Source organism: Paenibacillus qinlingensis (assembly GCF_013204845.1).
GTDB classification, from domain to species: Bacteria; Bacillota; Bacilli; order Paenibacillales; family NBRC-103111; genus Paenibacillus_E; species Paenibacillus_E qinlingensis.
Window position 1 is genome coordinate 1 of record NZ_JABMKY010000046.1, and the last position, 21,485, is coordinate 21,485.

A 21,485-nucleotide genomic window follows, 5' to 3' on the forward strand; every position below is an offset into this window, starting at 1 on the left:
AGACTGACTTTTGTTGAATTTGACAGACGATTCACTTTGAAGATTTTGTCACCTGAATGGACGGTGTATTTAAGCAGCTACATTATTTTCCCTTCCAGAATTTAGCTAATCAACAGGCCTGGATTTTGTACATCTAATTTCGCTCAAAACGAGCTGAAATTGAATTTAGATGGATTTTATGTTGTTATATTCGGTCATTTTAGCAATATTAAAATAAATGGCATAAATTAACTGTACATTTTCCATCTAAATGAAATATTTGGTGTGATTCCGCCGAAATAGCTGTACAAAATCCAGTTAAAGTATAAAACGACGTTTGTAGCGGAGAATCGAGGTGCCAGAGGAGTCCAAGTTGAAGTTGGCCGAATTGGATACTGATTGGTGGTTGGTGATTGGTGGTTCATGGTTCATGCTTCGTGTTTGGAGATTGTTGGTTTGTGGTTTGTGGTTTGTGGTTTGTGGTTTGTGGTTTGTGGTTTGTGGTTTGTGGCTTGTGGCTTGTGGCTTGTGTTTGGTAGTTCGTGGCTGGTGGTTGATGGTTCATGGTTCATGCTTCGTGTTTGGTGGTTCATGGTTCATGGTTCATGGTTCATGCTTCGTGTTTGGTGGCTCGTGGCTCGTGGTTCATGCTTCGTGCTTCGTGTTTTGTGTTTTGTGTTTTGTGTTTCGTGCTTCGTAGTTCGCGCTTCGTGGTTCGTAGTTCGTGGTTCGTACTTGTTAAGCGCCTAAACGGGTTTCAATGGCGTAATGGTCTAATCAAACAAACACCCCAGTCGAATTCCAACTGGGGCGCTCTATGTCATTCCACTCGCTCAACCTTCACTGCGCATATCTTAAACTCCGGCATCCGACTCGTTGGATCCAAGGCGTCGTTCGTCAACACGTTGATCGAATGCTCGTCGCCCCAATGGAAAGGAACGAAGACGGTGCGAGGTTGAATCCCCTCGGTGACCTTGACTTGGAAAACAAGGGAGCCACGCCGGCTGGTGATCCGGATTTTTTGTTCCACGCTCAAGCCGATTCGCTTGGCCAAAGACGGATGAATTTCGGCAACCGGCACGGGTGCCTTCTTATTGAGAGCTTCGGTTCGGCGCGTCTGCGCACCGCTTAAGTAATGATTGGCCAGACGGCCCGTTGTGAGAACGAACGGAAAGTCGCTATCAATGGGCTCTGCAGGCATTTTCGGCTGTATGCCGAATAATAGGGCTTTTCCATCCGCATGATGAAAACGATCTTGGAATAATTGCGGTGTTCCCGGATGGTCGGCTGACCCACATGGCCAGAAGATCCCTTTCTCTTTTTGCAAACGTTCATAGGTGATGCCACTATAATCGGCTTTGCCACCTGCGGTGGCTGCGGCTAGTTCACGAAATACATCTTCAATACCCGCATATTGAAAGTAGGCGCCTCGTCCTAGTGCATCAGCCAGTTCGCTAATAATGTGATAATCGAGCTTGCTATTTCCCGGAAGCTCCATGGCTTTCCTGCGATGGAACACACGCCCCTCTAGGTTGGTCATGGTCCCCTCCGCTTCAGCAAAAGATGAACCAGGCAACAAATAATGGGCATATCGTGCCGTTTCGGTCTCGAACATGTCTACAACCACGAGTAAATCCAGCTTTTGTAAAGCTCGCTCTACCATTTTATTGTTCGGGCTAGAAACGAGTGGATTAGAGCCGAGCACGATCAATGCTTTTATTTCACTTTCATCAATTTTCTGCAACAGTTCATAGGCGGAAACACCTTTTCCTGGCAGCTCACTTGGATCGATGCCCCACACCTTCGCCACATGCTCACGCGCAGCCGGATCTTCGATCAAGCGGTAGCCTGGCAGCTGGTCGGCTTTTTGCCCATGCTCACGACCACCTTGGCCGTTCGCTTGACCGGTCACAGCGCCATATCCGCAGCCTGAACGCCCTATTTTACCCGTGAGCAGTGCCAGGTTAATGTAATTGAGTGTATTCTCTACCCCATTGACTTGCTGCTCCAAACCTCTTGCCGTTAGCACGATACCCGTCTCCGCCTTCGCGAAACCACGAGCGATTGTACGAACCACCGCTTCAAGGACACCTGTTAGATACTCTACACGAGCTGGTGTAAATGATTTGACCGCTTCTTTTACTTGTTCGAAACCAGACGTACGCGATTGAATAAACTTGTGATCGACAAGGTTCTCTTCAATCATGACATGAAGGAGACCATTGATGAACACGGAGTCGAAACCAGGTTGAAGTCTCACATGAATATCAGCTGTTTTGGAGGTCATCGTATTACGCGGATCAATGGTTACGATCACGGCGCCTTTTTTCTTTGCTTCTAATAGATAAGGCATCATCGTCGGCTGGCACTCCGCAATATTCGTACCCGCTAGAATGATATATTTCGCATTAGGAATTTCCGATAGGGGCATCGTCATCCCACGATCGATACCGAAAGCTTTATTACTCGCTGCCGCAGCGGATGACATGCAATAGCGACCGTTATAATCAATATATTTGGATCTGAGCGCCACACGTGTAAACTTCCCAAGTAAGTAACTTACTTCATTCGTCAACGATCCGCCGCCATAGACACCGATTGCATCACGCCCATGTTCCGCTTGCAAAGCCCCAATCCGCTGCGCAATATCCTCGTAAGCGGACTGCCAAGATACCTGCTGCCATTGTCCTACTCTTGCAATCTCCCTATGAAGCGGCTCCAGAATACGCTCGGAATGAACGACATGCTCCAAAGCATTCAAGCCTTTTTGACATAAACGGCCTGTTGCAACTGGGAAATTCGCGCTCGGCTTAATCGTTAAACCATCTGTCTTATCACTGGGTAGTATCTCCAATCCACACTGCATACTGCAAAAGCAACAATGGGAGGAGGGCTGTTCATCCGATAATGTGACCAGTGCTGTTCTCAACGCTCCCACCCCCGCAGATCAAGCTCTCTTTATAGGTATATAAGGTTTATAAGGCCTAACTAGCCATTTCATTGTTGATTGGAAATCCAATATAAACATCTCCAGCATCATCCACTTTGGTCAGGTACGTTTTCACACAGCCTGTATCCGGAGCTTGCACAAGACCAGTAGGCAAATGGATTTTGCGATCATGCATAGGACAGAACACGTGATCATCACAGACGATACCCTCAGCAAGGACACCCTCTTTATGCGGACAGCGATTCTGAATCGCTTGGAGCTTGCCACTCTTTAATTTGAACAAGGCAACCTCTTCTCCTTGATACCGAATCGTCTTCCCCGTATTAAAGGCTAAATCCTCATAGGAAACGGCTTGCACCCAAATCATTTGCTCATTTTGTGTTATCATCTTCTCTGCTCCTCCCTGTGTATCTCTCTATTGCTACTTCAGCTCAACAACTTCATAGAGGTCTCGTTGGATTTTCTTGCTATCAATAGCTTGCCTCCATGGATCTTGTGTCACGGATAGCGCCAAATCCATACGTTCACACAATTGCTTACGCTGTTCTTCATTTTGGACAACATCACGAATATGATCGATTCCTAGACGGTGCACCCACTCGCTCGTACGCTCTCCGTATTTCCCTGTTTCACGGTAGTATTGCAGATAAGCTTCTGTATATTCGATGATCTCAGCTTCGGTCTTAACCGTACTCATCAAGTCACCCACGCGAACTTTTACGCCGCCGTTTCCTCCGGCATATAATTCCCAGCCACCATCGACGGACACGATACCCAAATCTTTAATCCCTGATTCTGCGCAATTGCGTGGACATCCCGATACAGCAAGCTTCACTTTGGCTGGTGTATTCAATCGTTCAAAACGCTTCTCGAGCTCAATACCAACACCCATCGCATCACCTGTACCGAAACGGCAGAAGGTTTCGCCGACACATGTTTTTACTGTCCGCAAGGCTTTCCCGTAGGCATACCCAGATGGCATATCCAACGCTTCCCACATGGCGGTCAAATCTTCTTTTTTCACACCTAGCAAGTCGAGTCGTTGTCCGCCAGTAAATTTCACCGTCGGTACGTTGAATTGTTCAGCAACCTCTGCAATGCGCTTAAGCTCTGTCGGATTCGTAACACCGCCATAAATTCGTGGAACAACGGAGTACGTACCATCCTTTTGAATATTCGCATGCATACGCTCGTTCACGAATCGGGACGTACTGTCATCTTTATATGTCTCAGGGCTAATCATGCCCAAATAATAATTCAGTGCTGGGCGGCATTTGGAGCAGCCTTCTTCATTTTTCCATTCAAGAACGTTCATCACTTCGCGTACATGGGATAAACCTTTTTCCCGAATAGCCGTCACAACTTCATCCCGCGTGTGTGTTGTACAGCCACAGATTGTTTCTTTCGCTGCATTTTTATCATAAGAAGCCCCAAGAGTGAAAGCCAACAGATCACTGACTAATGGCTTACAGCCTCCGCAGGAACGCGATGCCGTTGTACAGTTCTTCACTTCATCTACAGTCGTTAAGCCCTGATCTTTAATGGCCGAACAGATCGTCCCTTTCGTTACACCGTTACAACCGCAGATAATCGCGTCATCTTTCATTTCTGCAACGCCGGAAGCCGCACCACCACTGCCACTCGAACCGTCCGTTAGAATCGCTGTTTTCCCCATACCGCTAATATCTGTTTCTTCTCGAATCATTTGCATTAGTCGCGTACCGTCAGCAGTATCACCAAAGAGTACGGCACCGATAATTTTATTGTCTTTAATAACGACTTTCTTATAGACTCCTGAGAATTCATCATGAATACGAATGGCTTTCGTTCCTTCTGCCTCAACGAATTGACCGCCCGAGAATACATCAACACCGGATACTTTGAGCTTCGTGTATAAAATAGAGCCTTCATACGGGCCCGTTTCTACGCCAGCCAAATGTTTCGCCAGAACGGCACCTTGCTCATAGAGTGGTGCTACTAGACCATAGGCGATGCCTCTGTGCATCGCACATTCACCAACGGCGTACACGTTCGGAACACTGGTTTGCAAGTAATCATTTACGATAATACCTGGATTACACTCCACACCAGCTTCTTTGGCAAGGGCTACATTAGGACGAATACCTACCGCCATCACAATTAGATCAGCTTCAGCTATCGTGCCATCCTTAAATTTAAGGCCGGTTACTCTTTTGTCTCCTACAATTTCTGCCGATTGCTTCTCTAATAGGAAGTTGATACCTTGTTCTTCAAGAGCGGCTTGCAGCATTTTGGAAGCTGTCCGATCCAGTTGACGCTCCATAATCGTATCAACGATATGAACGACATCGACTTTCATGCCCAGATTAAGGAAACCACGCGCTGCCTCTAAGCCTAACAAACCGCCGCCGATGACGATCGCTTTCTTGTACTTTTTAGCCGACTCAATCATGATTTCACAATCACGGATCGTTCTGTAGGCCATCACGCCTTCTTTGTCTGCACCAGGCATAGGAATCATGAATGGATTAGAGCCTGTTGCTAGAATTAATTTATCATAGGAAACAGTCAGGCCTTTATCACTTGTGACGGTTTGTGCCAGTGTGTCAACGCCTGTGATGGTTTGATTCGTATATAAGGTAATATTATTGTTCGTATACCATTCATAAGGGTGGATAACGATATCCTCCACTTTGGAATCGCCGGATAGCACATAGGACAACAAGATTCTATTGTAGTTCGGATGCGGTTCACTACCGAAAATCGTAACCTCATATTTATCTGGTGCGAGTTTTAGTAAATGTTCAACAGCATTAACACCCGCCATTCCGTTTCCGACCAGGACTAGCTTCTCTTTTTTGACTGTCATTGTGATCATCCTTCCATCCATTTACTATGGCATTCAATTGAATTTGAGTTGTTGTAGAAAAAGGGTCATTCAGGAGCAAGGCTCCCAAATGACAAATTTGGGAGCCTTGCTCCTGAATGACAAATTTGGGATATGGAGCTTGAGCAGTTCGATGGTTGAGTTGAACTGCAAAGACGCTAGTCGTAACGTCTTTGCCCATACAGCCTGATGTGCAGGCTGCATGAGCAAAAACTTTACTGGATGTGCCGCTGACCACGTAGAATCAGCGGCGTCCCCTGCCTATGTTAAGCTTGAACTGTATCCATGCTGGAAGGCGCTACTTTTACCTTGCCGCCTTCACCAATCCATGTACGTTTCCATTGCCCTTGAACAACCGCAATTATGACGATACAGCTGAGTGCAATTCCACTGAGAATCAGGAAGCCCGGTGTGAAAGAACCTGTGGATAATTTCAGGTTTCCAAGAATTTTAGGCAAGAAGTAACCGCCTAATCCTCCTGCTGCTCCAACAATGCCTGTCATAACACCGATTTCTGCCTTGAAACGCTGTGGCACAAGTTGGAATACCGAACCATTCCCCATTCCGAAAGCCATCATAGCAACGAAGAGCATCACTGTTGTCAATGAAAGTGCAGGAAGCGTCGAGATACCCGCCATCATTAAACCAACAACCCCGTAAAGAACCATTAACATACGAATTCCGCCAAGCTTATCTGCAAGCCATCCACCAACGGGACGGAAGAAGCTGCCGCCGATGACGCAAAGTGTTGTAAAATCTGCAGCACGTACAGGAGAAAGCCCATATTGCGTATTAAAGAAAATCGTAAGATAAGAGGCCATTCCTACAAAACCGCCGAAAGTAACACTATAGAAAATACAGAACAACCACGAATCCTTTTGCTTCAATACTTTACCGTACTCTTTAATCGTTTTGGGTGCTGGTTTATTCGGACTATCCTTGGCCAAAATACTAAATATGACCAGTGTTATCGCGATTGGAATCATGGCAATTCCGAAAACAACGTGCCAGTCTCCATAATGTTGTGCTAAACGATTCGCAAACAAGGTAGCGAAGATCGTCCCGCTATTTCCTGCCCCTGCAATCCCCATGGCTAATCCTTGATACTGCGGCGGGTACCAGCTGCTAGCAAGCGGTAGTGCTGCAGCAAAGCTTGCTCCTGCGATACCTAGCATCAGAGCTACGAAATACATATCTCCCATCGTGTTCGCGAACTGCCATCCCCAGAACAATGGAATTAAGGTAAGTGAAAGTCCAATCTGTCCTGTTAGTTTAGGACCAATTTTATCCGTCAGTACGCCAAGTACTAGTCGTAGGACCGCCCCCCCTAAAGTTGGTAAAGCAACCAAATTGGCTTTCTGTGCGGCATCCAACCCAAAATCTTTGGCAAGGATGACAGCTAGCGGTCCCAGAAGTACCCAAACCATGAAGCTCATGTCAAAATACAAGAATGAACTGAACAAAGACCCCTTGTGCCCCACTTGCATAAAACTTTTCCGATCTACCATGCAATCCCTCTCCTTTTGTGAGGCTTTTCGCCTTCTTTTTGTCCTATCCCTACCTTGTTTGATTATACATTGACAGAAAAGGCCGACAAACATCCCCTATCAAATCATAGGATGTTTATCGGCCTCATTGCCACTGCTGCCACTTCCTCGTGAACAGCATGATAGATGTAGTTTTTTCATTACAGTGAACATAAAAAGCCTATCCAGTTACGTATTTGTAAGGGGATAGGCACCGTTGCCTTCGTTAGCTGGCACATCATTGTGCCGATTTCTTAACTTGATTATACGACGCACTTAATTCTATGTCAATAAACATAACACAAAAATATTATTTTAGAGAATTCGTGTAGCATATCGACAAATTTCAGGTGCATATGCTATAGTATTGCCGTATAATAATACCAATAAAGATTAAAACCTAACATGTACTTATCATGAGTTAACGTTATTCAAGATGGAGGTATTCCCATGTTACAATCATTCATTCTGGTCGACGAGTTCATGTCAACTCGCTCAGCTACCTCCTCTGGGCCCTCACATGCTGTTCGAACGGAAGACATGCAAGGAAAAGAATTTTTACCTGATGAAATTATGAAAGATTTGGGGTTCCGCATTTATACTTCATCTAATATGAAAGAAATTTCCTTTATCATCCCTAAGGTTGATGCTGTATTATTATCAGTAGGTCCCGAACAAGTCACAGATTGGCGTATACGCTTGCTTGCACAGCGGAGCCTCCCCATATTCTGGTGGTGCAATACGCAAACTTTTCCTTCTAATGAATGTAAGATGGATGCGGGAATAGATGGCTTAATCGGTCCCACGATGAGCCCACTGGAAATTCATTGTGCGTTGATACTGGGTGTGAACCATTATTTCCAACGAACCGAGTGGCATCAGGAACGCGAACAACTGCTGTCTAAGCTCGAAGAACGCAAGTGGGTTGATCAGGCGAAGCGAATTTTATGCGAAATCAAAGGTATCTCGGAAGCTGAAGCTTATGATTTCCTCCGTAAACAAGCCATGAATGAACGTAAGCGTATGGTCGACGTCGCAACCTCCATCGTCAAGGTATATCAGATACTACAGGATCAGAACAAAGGGGGCCGCAAACGATGATATCCTTATTAAAAGAAGTAGGCCGCGGTAAACGCGGAGCCAGAGACCTTACCTATGAAGAAGCTGCTCAAGCAGCTGAACTCATACTAACCGGTGCAGCCACGCAAGCACAGATCGGTGCTTTTCTAGTAGCTGAGCGAATTAAAATGGAATCCCCTGATGAAATCAAAGCCTTTATTCATGCATTACGACAACGTATTAGCACTTATCCTATGGCAGGAAGTATGGACTGTGCCGGGCCTTATGATGGTCGCACTCGGTCATTTATCGCAACCTTACCGACCGCATTCGTACTCGCAGCATGCGGTTTGCCTACAACCTTGCACGGCAGCCCTAGCATGCCGCCTAAATGGGGCATCACTTTATCCGATGTGCTTACATCAATGGGTGTAAATGCCCTTGAAGCATCTCGTGAAGCATTAGTTTCTGCTGCGGCGCGAACAGGCTTCTTATTCACACCGACCGAAAGCTGGTGTGAGCCGCTTGGCGAGCTGCGCGAAATTCGCAAAGAGCTCGGATTGAGAACCGTGTTCAATACGGCGGAGAAACTGTTGCGCTTTACAGAAGCTCCTTATATGGCTGTTGGCGTGTTTCATGGCACTGTTTTTGAGAAGATCACGAATTTGCTCATTGAATTAGGAGTTTCTCGCGGTATTGTCGTGCAGGGTATGGAAGGCTCGGAGGATTTAGGTGTCGATAAACGTACACGAACTTACCTCATTCAAGACGGGGCAAGTGAGTTGTTCATTGTAGATCCTGAAATTTATGAGCTGATGGTTGAAGTTCCCGCCCTGGAATGGACGGCTGAACTGCAAGCAGAGACTACACTATCTGTTCTTCGTGGCGATGCAGCTCTCCCCTACTTAAATATGGTGCTGCTCAACAGTGCTGTCCGTTTGTGGGTTTCCCAGAAAGCCGGCTCCATTGAAGAAGGCATCTATATGGCTCGCCATGCGATTGAGCAAGGTGCTGCGCTTCAGAAATACACAGAATGGACCGATGCAATTAAACTTGTATCAACGACATAATTCATATATTCCTAAACGAGTGAGGGTATCCCAAAGTCAGGTGTGGCGGGGTGCTCTTTTTTTCGACTTAGAGGGCCAAGGGACGCATAGCGGGCGCGAGTAAATCGACTTTCATCACAAAAACAATGACTTACTGCGGATTCGACCTGCTCCGATTTCTCTAAGCTTGTTTTCCAATAGAGGTTCCCAAGTAGCTTGAAACTCCAATCACTCTCCCTTATCGGAGTATAATAAGCGCAGCCACGCGCAAAAATGCAAATGTGCAACATTTTGCTCTAAAATCGAGGATTTTTAGCAAATGCGTGCGAAAATACAACAATTTCTACCCCTATGGTCCTTTTTAAGCCCTCCGGACTCTAAAAGGTTGCCTTTTCGCACTTTTAACCTCATGTTAAGCCAATTCCCTCGAAAATAAGTGTATCTTTGCATCTTCCCCCCCGTGGTAGCTACAATGCACGAAACAAAGGAGCTAAGCGCAAAAAGCGCTAGCTCCTTTTGTATACCTCATGTCTATTTTCCAATAAACTGCTGGGTAAACATTTTACCGCATGGCCCGCCATCCACAATACCGATACCTATATGCGTGTAATCTTTACTAAGGATATTGGCTTTATGGCCTGGAGAATTCATGAGTGCTTCATGCGCTGCTTGAACGCTTTGGTTACAAGCAATATTCTCCCCTGCTGCATTATACGTAATACCGAATTTCTCCATCATATCGAATGGTGAACCGTATGTTGGTGAATCATGGGAGAAGTATTTGTTATCCACCATATCTTGGCTTTTTAGACGAGCTGTTTTGGTAAGCTCCAGATCCGCTGTAAGCGCTGCAAGACCAATTGCCGCTCGCTCTTTATTCACAAGATCCAGCATTTGCTGCTCTTCTACCGTTAATCCTGACGTTGAAGGAACCTGTGGAGCAGGTGTTGGACTCGGTGTCTCCAGCTTCGGTGCTGGTGTTGGTACTGGCGTTGGTGTCGCCTTCTTGGGAATCTTCAGATTACCATAAGCCCAAAGTATAGATTGTAAGGTTTGATCGTCAACATTTCCCGTCACTGCCAAACCATATCTGCTTTGAAACGCTTTAACCCCTGCTTGTGTTTGATTCCCATAATAACCCGTAATCGGTCCAGAGTAGTAGCCAAGAGATTTCAACATCCCTTGAACCGCATAGACATCAGGGCCTTTTGCACCTTTGCCATACGCAAATACAGTCGTTGTGGAAGCACTGAATAAGACCACACAGATGAGGACTATCCAGATTAACCTCTTTTTGCCTTGTAACATGCGTTACATTCACTTCCCGTCGTCTTCAGTATCTTCGTCACACGATGGACGATAAGGGTAGCATTTCCTTCAAGGTAATCTTTTATCCAATTCATGAAAATTCTATCTATCCCATCCCTCATTTACATATATCAATCAGAAGATGGAATTCTACACCTAAGGGATTTCTCCGACTCTAGACCGAGTTGAAACCAGCCCCCAGCCATATTCGCGTTAAGATTATTATTGCTATAGTTGTGACTAGAGAATGAATGAGATAGATTATTGAAAGGGAGCGAGTCGTGTGACATGGTTTACGAAATGGGCTTTTAGTAACAAAGCAGCAGTCATTTTTTTGGTGATATTAATTTTAGGCACAGGAATCGGTAGTTATTTTAAATTGCCGATGGAATTTTTGCCAAGTGCAGATTTTCCGCAAATAAGCGTTACGGTCGTCGGCCAAGGCTACGATGCCAAATCCATGCTTGATAGTGCAACTACACCTATAGAGAAAGCACTCTCCAGTGTGCCTGGTAAGAAAGAAGTATTCTCTACATCGTCCGACGGCTTCATGAAAATAGATATGACATTTGATTCGGATATTAAAATGAAGGATGCTCAAGCAAGTGTGCAAGAAGCACTCACCTCGATTGTTCTGCCTGCAGGCATGTCGAAGCCTTTCGTTATTCGATTAAATACCTCGATGATTCCACTTTCCTGGGTATCCCTTAACTTCAAAGATGGCATCACCAAGCAAAATGTTGAGTTAGCCCAAGAGAAAATTTTACCTGAGTTTCAGAAAATCAGAGGTCTTGCTAGCGTAGCACTTGGCGGCACATCCGTATCCCAAGTGATTATTCACCCTGACAAAGATAAGCTAGCCAATGCGAAATTGCCTGCTCAAGTGCTGATGGGCGTCCTTCAGGGGCAGAACGTAACTGTCAATGTCGGAGAAAGACCTATCGATGGCAAAACGAGCGCCATTAAGGTCGTTGGGAACCTGGACGATCTCAATACACTTAATCATTTAACTGTAGCACCAGGGGTCAAATTAAAAGATGTTGCGACTGTTGAAGTCGCTGCAAACAAAGATACACTAACCCGCATTAACGGCAAGGATTCGCTTACATTGGTAGTAACCAAAGATGCTAGCTCTAATGCGGTTGATATCTCTAAGGAAGTAGACAAAATCTCAGAAGAAATCGCGACAAAATACCCAGGTGCGACGGCAGAAGTGATTTATTCCACGGCTGAATCCGTTGTCACTTCCGTGAACAGTATGATGAGAGAAGTGTTGCTTGGCGCCTTATTTGCGACAATCGTGATTCTGATCTTCCTTAGAAATGTTCGTTCCACATTCATTACGATTGTTTCTATCCCTCTTTCACTTGGATTAACATTGTTCCTGCTTTCCCAATCGGGTGTGACACTGAATATTTTGACACTAGGCGGGGTCGCTGTTGCCGTAGGACGACTCGTAGATGATAGTATCGTTGTTATCGAAAATATTTTCCGAAGAACCCAGAAGGCGGAGTTCTCCAAGGAATTAATCCTTGATGCAACGCGAGAGGTTGCCAGAGCGATTACCGCTTCTACCCTAACAACCGTTGCCGTGTTCCTGCCGCTCGGACTTTTGAAAGGCTCATTGCAAGCGTTCCTGCTTCCTTTTGCCTTAACCGTTACATATTCCTTGCTGTCCTCCTTATTGGTTGCATTAACCGTCGTTCCTCTCATGAGCGCTTGGTTATTGCGCAGTACGAAATTAAAGGAGCATAAAGAATCGCAAGGTCTAAGAAGCATCTTATCCTGGAGCCTGAATCATAAATTCATCTCCATACTTGTTTCGCTGATTCTGTTTGGCGGTTCGATTGCCCTTTACTTCGTCATGCCGAAAGGAGCAGTTGCAGGTTCAACAGCAAGCCAGTTGAGCGTCACACTTTCCTACACACCAGAAACTCCGATTGCAACTGTACGCGACAAAGCAATAGAATTAGAGAAATTCATGCTCGAACAAAGTGAGCTTGATCATCTGATTCTGCAACAAGGGAATACCGAAGATAATGCCAAATGGGGTAGTGTAGCGCCTCCAACGATTGCAACATTCCAAGTATTCATGAAAAAAGATGTGGATACTCAGCATTTTATCGACCAAGTTCTCACCCAAAAATCCAAATATCCGGACGCTGATTTACAAGCAGGCGGGGGCGGATTCGATGGCAGCAGCGGTTCAGCCATTACCGTTGATTTAACAGGAGATTCCGCCAAAAGCTTAGATCAAGCTGCAGCAGATGTCATTGCGGCAATTAAAGGTATTGAAGGCGTCGAGAAAGTGACGAGCAATCAAAATGTAACGAAACCAGGCTACGCGATTACTGTTGATCCTGCACTCGCTAAACCAGAGGAAATTGCAGGTACGATCCGCTCCCTAATGAATCCAACACCGATTGGTTCCATGAAGCTGGAGAACAAAGAAATTCCAGTTGTGCTAGATGCTTTGATTAATCCTTCGACCGTTTCTGACCTATCGAATATTCAAATCATGACAGCAACGGGTCCAGCAGCCTTGACCTCTGTTGCGAAAATCGAAAAAACCAATGAGTCCAACACGATCCTTCATAAGAATAGTCAACAATTCTTGCGTGTGACGGCACTCGTAGACTCAACGAAACTATCCAAAATCAACACAGAGATCGTGAAAAACACCAAAGATCTCAAGCTTCCAACCCATGTTGCTTTAACCGTTGGCGGAGCATCGGCTGAGCAATCCAGCGATTTTGCCGACTTGTTCATGACCATGGGGATCTCCATTGGTATCGTGTTGCTCATCATGGTCATTACATTTAAATCGTTCCGAGCACCAATCGCGAGCATGGTATCCCTTCCTTTCGCGGCAGTTGGCGCGATCGTTGGGATGATGATCACCAAAACATCCTTCGACGTCACGTCGATCTTCGGATTCTTGATGCTGATCGGTATCGTCGTCACGAATGCCATCGTTTTGATTGACCGTGTGAAACAAAATGAAGAGCACATGACCATACGCGAGTCCTTACTGGAAGCCGCGGCTACACGGATGCGTCCGATTTTGATGACAGCCGTTGCTACCATTTGTGCGATGGTGCCGCTCGTCCTTGCCAAAGCCGAAGAAGGGAGCATCGTTTCCCGAGGCCTAGCAGTAGTAGTTATCGGCGGTTTGACTTCAGCAACGATCTTCACGCTGATTATGGTTCCAACGGTTTATGAACTGCTCCACGCTAGAAAAGCAAAGCGTCAAAGAAGACAGCTGGAATCGGCTCGATAATAAAGTTAAACAAAAAAGGCGAGCAAGCTGATATCCAGCTTACTCGCCTTACTTATTTTTAATTAGTAAACGTCGCGTTGGTAACGTCCTTGCTCTTGCAAGCCATTCAAGTAGGCTTCAGCATCTTCGCGGCTCAACTTGCCTTCTTTTTCAATAATGTCAATCAGCGTGTTGTGAACATCCTTCGCCATGTTTTGTTTATCGCCGCACACGTAGAAGTAAGCTCCGCGCTCTAACCAAGCAAATAGCTCTTGGCTATTTTCCTGCATTTTATTTTGCACATACACTTTCTGTGCTGTATCGCGGGAGAAAGCTACGTCTATTTTGGTCAGTGCGCCAGCCTGTTGATATTGCTCCAACTCTTCCTTGTACAGGTAATCTGTCGCGGAACGTTGATCGCCAAAGAACAGCCATGCTTTACCTGGCGCTTGGGTCACTGCGCGCTCTTGAATAAAGGAACGGAATGGTGCAATTCCTGTACCAGGACCTACCATGATGATATCCTGCTCCGAGGACTCTGGTAGGTTAAAATGTTTGTTCAGTTGAACAAATACTGGAACCGTGTCACCTTCGTTCAGACGCTCTGCACACATCACGGAACAAACGCCTTTGCGCTCGCGGCCGTGTGCCATGTAACGAACTGCACCGATCGTAAGATGAACTTCACCTGGATTAGCTGCAAAGCTGCTTGCAATGGAATATAAGCGTGGCGGCATTTTTCTTAATAAAGCGACAATTTCGTGCGGGGAAGCTTTCCATGGTCCGAATTCGCTCAGTAAGTCCAGCAAATCGCGGCCATCTGTATAAGCCTTCAACTGCTCCGTATCTGCCACAAGCTGCTTCAACGCTTCATTGTCGGAAAATTCAACGGCTTGCTGAACGATTTTTCTAGACAATAACGTAAGCTCGAAATGCTTCAAAAACGCTTCTTGTAACGGAAGTGTATCGTTTTGTTTATTAATGACAACCGCTGTGTCCCCATCCCACTTCATAACCTCAAGAATACCAGCGACCAACTCCGGATCGTTGTCAGGTACTACGCCTAAGCAATCGCCAGGCACATAGGAAAGGCCAGACCCTTCCAGCGAAAGTTCAATATGGCGTGTTTCTTTCGTGGAGCCTTCACCATTTAAATTAGTATTTTTCAACACTTTCGCTTGAAACGGATTGGTTCTAGAAAACAAGGATGGTACTTTTTCGACATCAGTAACTTGCATTTCTCTTCACTCCAGAAATTTTTTTATTATTTAGAATATCACAAGCTGCACAACTTAGATATGCTTATTAAATAATCCTATTATAAATTTTTAACTTTTTCAAAAAAATTAAACAATTTGTCATTTTCAAACAATAATCTCCTGATTTCCTATAATATCCCCCGTAAAACATTACCAATAAATATATTTTTCGCACAACTATTACCACATAAATATATACACAAAAAAGGCAGGGGATCCTGCCACAGCGTCTCCCTCACCTAATTCTATTTTGTAGATGTTATGAAATTATTGTTGATATTCTTTGGCATGGTAGGGGCCGCCCTCTTTCATTACCGTCCACAAAGGATCTGTATCCTCTTTCATGGAAAGCATCATGCCATCATGCCATTCATTAAGCAAATAAACTGCTTGCTTGCATATATCGCTTCTTTCTTCCGCCAGATTGTACTGTTCATAGGGATCATTATCCAGATCAAACAGCATGTCTCTCGGAAATCCATGGTATCCGTCATGATAGGTTCGAATATACAGCCATTGCTCGAATCTGACACTCCGCTGACAAACATGCGCGCACTGGGATACGACCAAATACGGTCTGCCTGTATCCGTTCCTTTTGTAATACTTTCGGCATAGCTTAATCCATCCCATGATTCCGGTTTAGACGTTTGTAGCAAACTAGCCAGTGTAGGAGCGAGATCTAATTGATAATGAAGCCCCTTATCTACGCTTCCTTGGAGACCACCTGGCCATCGGATGATCATAGGAATTCGACAGGTTCCCTGATCCGCTGTACCGTGTTCGGAATAAATCCCCAGTTCCCCCATGTTCTCTCCATGATCCGCACTAATAATAATGGCCGTTTCCTCTAGAACGCCTAGTCGATCAAGGGTCTGAATGACTTTTCCAATATGCTCATCCATATACTGAATGGCGCAATCGTAATTATCGATGAGGGTTCTTAAATCGTTGTGTTCCTCTATCATCTTGTCATGTCTCGGATGTTTATAATAATGCGATCGGGCAAGCTTATTCATATCTTGAATACTATGCTGCCCTTCTTTGCGCATATGGTTTTGAAAAACATTTTCCGTGATCCATGCAGGCATAGGTTCATTAGCAAAAGGATTACCAAACGCATCCGGCGCCCGATAGGGGGTATGTGGGTCCCAAAAATTCAAATGCAGGAACCAATCCTCTGCCTTTGCATTATCCTCTAACCATTTAAGAGCGACAGGCAGCACTTCTTCAGCCGATTCTCCGCCTTTGCCACCAACATTGAGTACTTCATTAAAACCTGCATTAAAGGTCCATACGGAATGTCTTTCGGCAAATGTGCTGATTGACGCTGTCTTCATACCTAGTTTTCGCAATACACCAGGAAGGCTTTCCGTGGCCAATCGGTCACCAAACCCTCGCTCTGCTCCTTCGCGCCTCATATCCGCAGCAGTTCCCCCATGTCCAACGACACCGGTATGAATCCCGAATCTTCCTGACATCAATGCGGTTCTAGATGGCATACAAGGCGCATCGGAACAGTAATAGTTGGTAAATCGCACGCTTTCTTCTGCGATACGATCAATATGGGGTGAAGTTGCTCGATGGTAACCGTAACAACCGAGATGATCGGGGCGTAAGGAATCTAAATCCAAATATAGTATTCTCATCGATTTGTATCCTACCTTTTGATGTCGTTTATAGTTTGTGTAGCGGAAATGTTAGCCTTTAACGGCTCCAGCAATCCCATCTACAAAGTAGCGCTGGAGGAATAGGAATATAACAATAATCGGAAGTATCGCGATCGTCCCACCTGCTGCTATGCCTGTCCAGTCAACCACGTTCTCCCCTCGTAATGCGTATAAACCAACGGCCAAAGGTCGGAGATTAGGTGAGCTAAGCGTTAGGATCAAAGGAATCATAAAAGAATTCCATGACCAGATGAACTGCATAATCATCACGCTGCCAACAATGGGTTTGGATAAAGGAAGCATAATGGTCGCAAAGGTCCGCATAAACCCACTGCCATCCATAATGGAGGCCTCTTCCAACTCCTTAGGAATCTGACTAAAGAAGGTGGAAAAGAGCAGAATAAAAATGATATGCGCCCCGCCAGCTTCAGCAAGAATAACACCTAGTAAATTGTTCATCAGTCCCAAATGTTTGATTAAATCATAGATCGGAATAATCGCGAATTCCATAGGGACAAACATGCTGGAGACCAATAGTCCCAATACAAACTTCTTCCCTCTAAATGCATACCTGCCAAGTACATATCCACAAGTAGCCGTTGCGACAAGAACAATTAAAATGGTACTGACGGAAAGGACCACGCTATTCAGAAAATAACGTTCAAAGTTCGCTTCGTTCCAAGCCCTAATGAGATTCCCCATTTGAAAGTTATTCGGCATCAGCTTCAGGCCATTAGCAAAAAATTCACTCTGTGTTTTGAAAGCTGCTGATACCATCCATAAGAATGGATAAATCCAAACTAGACAAAAAGAAGTCATCACGATGTGAAATAAGGATAGTCGAAAGATCTTCATGATTTTGCACGACCTTTTATTCGTTTAGTCAGCACAGATTGGATGATGGCTAGGAAAATGATCGTTACTGCGAAGAAAAGGCCCGCTGCCGAAGCATACCCTAATTGGGGCAGTCCCATTTCACTAGAGAAGGCGTAACGATAAATATATGTGGACACAACATCCGTGGCAAAGAAAGGGCCCCCGTTGGTCATTGTTTTAATCAAATCAAACACTTTCAGTGAATTGACGACATTTAGCAATAAAATGACAGCTCCAATGGGCACTAACAGAGGCACTGTTATATGAACAAATAATTTCATCCCCCGTGCTCCATCTACTTCGGCTGCCTCATAAATATCCTTAGGAATATTCTGTAGTCCAGCAAGCCAATAGATCATGTTAATCCCTAGATTTTTCCACACGGATATGATGATGACGGTAAACATCGACCATTTGGCATCACCTAACCAATTAATGGGTGTATCTAGCAAGCCTATTTTCAAAAGCGCATCATTGACGGCTCCATCGCTGCCCCATATGAAAACCATGATAATACCGATAATCGAAGTCGTTGTAACTACTGGCAAAAAAATTAACGTTCGATAGATGCTGGCTCCCCTTAACTTGGGACGATTCAAAATAATAGCAAGCACTAATGGCATCAACAGATGCAGTGGAACTACACCTAACATAAATTTAAAACTATTTTTATATGCGTTCCAGAAATAGGGATCCTTAGCCACATCATAAAAATTGTTCAGTCCGACAAAGGTTGAATCTGTCGTTAGACCTGACCAATCCAGCATCGCATAATACAAGCTGGCCGCAATGGGCCAGCCTTGAAACAGAACGAAAAGGACGCCAGTAGGAATTAGGAATATCCAACACCACATTTCAATTCTCCACTTGGTTTTCATGTTGCGTGAACTCCCTATCATTGAATTGACTTATAATCTTGGACGGTGTAGTTCTTGTCAGAACTCCAATTTGAGAAGATGAAATCGTTTTTGTCTACCTTGGCACCTTCCGATTTGGCTTTCGAAATCGCTGTATCCAAAGACTTATTAATATTATCGGATAACTGTTTAAGCGTTGCCGTAGGATCTTGAATTGCCCCGGATACGACAGCTTGCATAATATCGCCTACACCTGGTTGAACATCCTTGTAATTGCCGTATACACTTGCAAGCTCTGGATTCCTGATTTGCGGATTAGGCACGGATCTTGAAAACTTTTGAACAATGTCATAATACTGTTTAAACTGTGGAATCTCCGAGGAACTTTCATTTACTTCTTTTAAAATGGAGAAGCGATCTCCTGCTTTAACTAGCACGGCTTGGTAATCTTTACTGAAATACTCTTTTAAATATAGGGCAGCTTCTTTCGGGTGCTTCGTTGTTTTAGACATTCCGATCCACGGACTAAAGCTTGATCTAGGCAAGAAGCCTTGCTGACCGCCATCCGGAATAGGTGGCGCCATAACACCGAAGTCCAAGTTAGGGTTGTCGCGTTTCCATACGCCAATTGACCATTCGCCCTGTAAGATAAAACCTGCTTGCCCTTCCCCGAATAAAGCTCGAGCCTCAGGGGCAGATATGCTCATCGTCTTTGGATGGAAACTTCCGTCATCTTTCATTCCCTTGTACAAATTCATGACATCAACGACAGCCTTGCTGTCATAGCTCGCACTATGAGTAACCAAACTGATCGGTGATTGCTGATTTAAGCCGCTGCCGCCTAATGCGGACCAGTCCATTGCCGCTAGTTTCCATCGTCCAATTTGTTTCCCACCCTCGATAATACCGTAAGCTTTGCCTTTACCTGCATCGGTAATTTTCTTAGCCGCTTGGCGGAATTCCGTGTACGTCTTTGGCGGGTTTTCAGGGTCTAATCCAGCATCTCGGAAAAGCTGCTTATTATAAAACACAAGTGTACTCGGCACACTCGCAAGAGCAGGAATGGAGTAGATCTTCCCATTTAACATGGTCGCCCCTTCAACAAAAGCGCCGTCAACGAACTGGTTCTTAAAATCGTTATCAATATATGGATCTAAGGGTTGATACCATTCCCCTTTAACCGCCATACTCAAGGATACATTGTTGGGAATTGGGTATAAATCCGGTGCATCTCCCGATTTAATCGCAGTTGTAATTGTATTCTGAAATTGATCAACGCTCATTAGCGTATATTCAATTTTGATATTTGGGTATTTCGCTTCAAAATCTTTGATGAATTTCTCACGGAACGGTTTCTCACTATCTGCCCAGTCCATCACTCGCAAGGTAACCTTTTCTCCAGATGTCCCTGTGGCTGCAGGTGTCGCCGTGCTTGTAGAATCCGAATTTGAAGCCGAACAAGCTGTTATACTTTGTACAATACATACAGTTCCAATTAGTAAGGCAGCATATTTCAGTTTTTGTACCAATGGTATATCCCCCTTTGTTTTGAACAATATTGATAGATAACACTTGTTAACAATTAGCTCCAGTGAGAACCGCCACTAGAACCTCCTTCCCTTCACATTAACTATCATGTTATCCTACAACTTATCCTCAGACCATGTAGGCACGATTCCACTTTTTGTACTTTTGATACTTTTTCGAAAATTACTTGGGGACATCCCAAACGATTTCTGAAAAATACGGTTAAAATGCGATGCATCATAAAAGCCGCATTGCTGAGAAATAAGCTCAATGGTGTTCTCTGGGTTTTCCAACATTCTTTTTGCCTTGATGAGTCGCATTTTTTGAAGCATCTGCATCGGCGTTAGATCATAGACCTGTTTAAATGCACGGCTAAAATAAATGGGATTCATATGGTAAATTTCAGCTAATTCCTCGCGTGTAATATTGCGTTCTAGCCCCTTCTCAATATAATGAAGCGCATAATTGAACCGAGTAATCTCAAACGTCTCTCTAGACTTACGCTTTTCTCCTATTTTGGAGCTTTCCACAATTTCATGTAACAGAAAGAGCGCCAGGAAGGCAGACTGTACCGAGTAGTGATCCGCCTCTTTTTGCCCCCATAAATCTTGAAGTTCATCGAACTTTTTCTCATACAGAGCGGTATCCCTAACTTTGATAACTTTATCGAGAGGAAATGCTTGCAAGAAATCGATTCCCTCCCTGACATGTAATTTCAAACTTAAGAGATAATGAATACCTTCTTCCTGTGAAATCACATTAAAAGGGGTGTTGGGGCGATTAATCATCACATCTCCGGTTTTGGCTACATACTCTTTGCCATCGTCTGTTGTGATAACCTCCCCTTTTTTGATGTAAGATACCGTAAGGTAGGGATGACTAATATCAAACATGATCCGGGAATAGTATTGTACTTTTTTCACATCAAACAATGTTATGGAAAATAGATCGTTCACTTGAGTCGACATCGTTTCACTCCTTGCGTAACTATACGTAGCACACTAAATTCGACAATTTCCCCATACTTCCTCTGTGTTCACAGTATTCACGTTTTTATCTAAATTGGAAGTTTTGCGCATGGAATCGTCGAAATGACTATCATCATTGGAAATAGCAAAACAAAAAGAGGCTGTCTCAAAAGTCTATGTAGACTTATTGAAACGCCTCTTTTCGTTATTAACTGCTCTTCTGTCAAGAAAGTGGACGTCACTAAGTTATGCAACTTGCTGGTAGTATAGCTGCTCAAATTGCTCAGGTGACATGTAACCAATTGTGCTATTCGACCTTGTCCTGTTGTAAAAG

The 21,485-nt window shown here is 44.6% G+C and carries 15 protein-coding genes; 4 read left to right on the forward strand and 11 right to left on the reverse strand.

Annotated features, from left to right (window positions below; translation table 11 throughout):
- The first annotated feature begins 358 nt into the window (after positions 1 to 358).
- Entirely contained in the window at positions 359 to 679 is a 321-nt protein-coding gene (locus tag HQN88_RS37035; protein ID WP_173121584.1) for a hypothetical protein, read from the forward strand.
- Positions 680 to 799: 120 nt separating this feature from the next.
- Here the strand turns inward: HQN88_RS37035 and HQN88_RS37040 are convergent, their stop codons facing one another.
- The 4 genes from HQN88_RS37040 to HQN88_RS37055 form a co-directional block, all read right to left on the reverse strand.
- Complete coding sequence (locus HQN88_RS37040) at positions 800 to 2,908, reverse strand: molybdopterin oxidoreductase family protein (RefSeq protein WP_246320657.1); 2,109 nt, start codon at positions 2,906 to 2,908, stop codon at positions 800 to 802.
- 55 nt (positions 2,909 to 2,963) lie between these two features.
- A complete protein-coding gene (nirD, locus tag HQN88_RS37045; RefSeq protein WP_173121586.1) occupies positions 2,964 to 3,317 on the reverse strand; it encodes a nitrite reductase small subunit NirD in 354 nt (117 codons plus the stop codon).
- Between the two features lie 33 nt (positions 3,318 to 3,350).
- Complete coding sequence (gene nirB / locus HQN88_RS37050; RefSeq protein WP_173121588.1) at positions 3,351 to 5,777, reverse strand: nitrite reductase large subunit NirB; 2,427 nt, start codon at positions 5,775 to 5,777, stop codon at positions 3,351 to 3,353.
- Between the two features lie 284 nt (positions 5,778 to 6,061).
- Entirely contained in the window at positions 6,062 to 7,303 is a 1,242-nt protein-coding gene (locus HQN88_RS37055) for a nitrate/nitrite transporter (protein WP_173121590.1), read from the reverse strand.
- Positions 7,304 to 7,771: 468 nt separating this feature from the next.
- Between HQN88_RS37055 and HQN88_RS37060 the strand changes: the two genes are divergently transcribed.
- Both HQN88_RS37060 and HQN88_RS37065 read left to right on the forward strand, forming a co-directional pair.
- On the forward strand, positions 7,772 to 8,422 hold the full coding sequence (locus HQN88_RS37060; protein WP_246320658.1) for an ANTAR domain-containing response regulator: 651 nt from the start codon (positions 7,772 to 7,774) through the stop codon (positions 8,420 to 8,422).
- The gene (locus tag HQN88_RS37065; protein ID WP_173121592.1) at positions 8,419 to 9,450 is read left to right on the forward strand and encodes an anthranilate phosphoribosyltransferase; all 1,032 of its coding nucleotides are present in this window, start codon (positions 8,419 to 8,421) and stop codon (positions 9,448 to 9,450) included. The genes HQN88_RS37060 and HQN88_RS37065 overlap by 4 nt, the downstream gene beginning before the upstream one ends.
- 510 nt (positions 9,451 to 9,960) lie before the next feature.
- Here the strand turns inward: HQN88_RS37065 and HQN88_RS37070 are convergent.
- On the reverse strand, positions 9,961 to 10,737 hold the full coding sequence (locus tag HQN88_RS37070; RefSeq protein WP_173121594.1) for a peptidoglycan-binding protein: 777 nt from the start codon (positions 10,735 to 10,737) through the stop codon (positions 9,961 to 9,963).
- Between the two features lie 283 nt (positions 10,738 to 11,020).
- Between HQN88_RS37070 and HQN88_RS37075 the strand changes: the two genes are divergently transcribed.
- Positions 11,021 to 14,017 (forward strand): efflux RND transporter permease subunit, encoded by a 2,997-nt coding sequence (locus HQN88_RS37075; protein ID WP_173121596.1) that lies wholly within the window; start codon positions 11,021 to 11,023, stop codon positions 14,015 to 14,017.
- Positions 14,018 to 14,079: 62 nt separating this feature from the next.
- Here HQN88_RS37075 and HQN88_RS37080 read toward each other — a convergent pair whose 3' ends face one another.
- From HQN88_RS37080 to HQN88_RS37105, 6 genes are all read right to left on the reverse strand, one after another.
- Positions 14,080 to 15,234 (reverse strand): sulfite reductase subunit alpha, encoded by a 1,155-nt coding sequence (locus HQN88_RS37080; protein WP_173121598.1) that lies wholly within the window; start codon positions 15,232 to 15,234, stop codon positions 14,080 to 14,082.
- Between the two features lie 288 nt (positions 15,235 to 15,522).
- The gene (locus tag HQN88_RS37085) at positions 15,523 to 16,902 is read right to left on the reverse strand and encodes a sulfatase family protein (protein WP_173121600.1); all 1,380 of its coding nucleotides are present in this window, start codon (positions 16,900 to 16,902) and stop codon (positions 15,523 to 15,525) included.
- Positions 16,903 to 16,953: 51 nt separating this feature from the next.
- Complete coding sequence (locus HQN88_RS37090) at positions 16,954 to 17,778, reverse strand: carbohydrate ABC transporter permease (protein WP_173121602.1); 825 nt, start codon at positions 17,776 to 17,778, stop codon at positions 16,954 to 16,956.
- Positions 17,775 to 18,677, reverse strand: coding sequence for a carbohydrate ABC transporter permease (locus HQN88_RS37095; RefSeq protein ID WP_216855938.1), 903 nt, complete (start codon positions 18,675 to 18,677; stop codon positions 17,775 to 17,777). The genes HQN88_RS37090 and HQN88_RS37095 overlap by 4 nt, the downstream gene beginning before the upstream one ends.
- 17 nt (positions 18,678 to 18,694) lie before the next feature.
- On the reverse strand, positions 18,695 to 20,185 hold the full coding sequence (locus HQN88_RS37100; RefSeq protein WP_173121605.1) for an ABC transporter substrate-binding protein: 1,491 nt from the start codon (positions 20,183 to 20,185) through the stop codon (positions 18,695 to 18,697).
- A 114-nt stretch (positions 20,186 to 20,299) separates the two neighbouring features.
- Entirely contained in the window at positions 20,300 to 21,151 is an 852-nt protein-coding gene (locus tag HQN88_RS37105; protein ID WP_173121607.1) for an AraC family transcriptional regulator, read from the reverse strand.
- Positions 21,152 to 21,485: the final 334 nt, after the last annotated feature.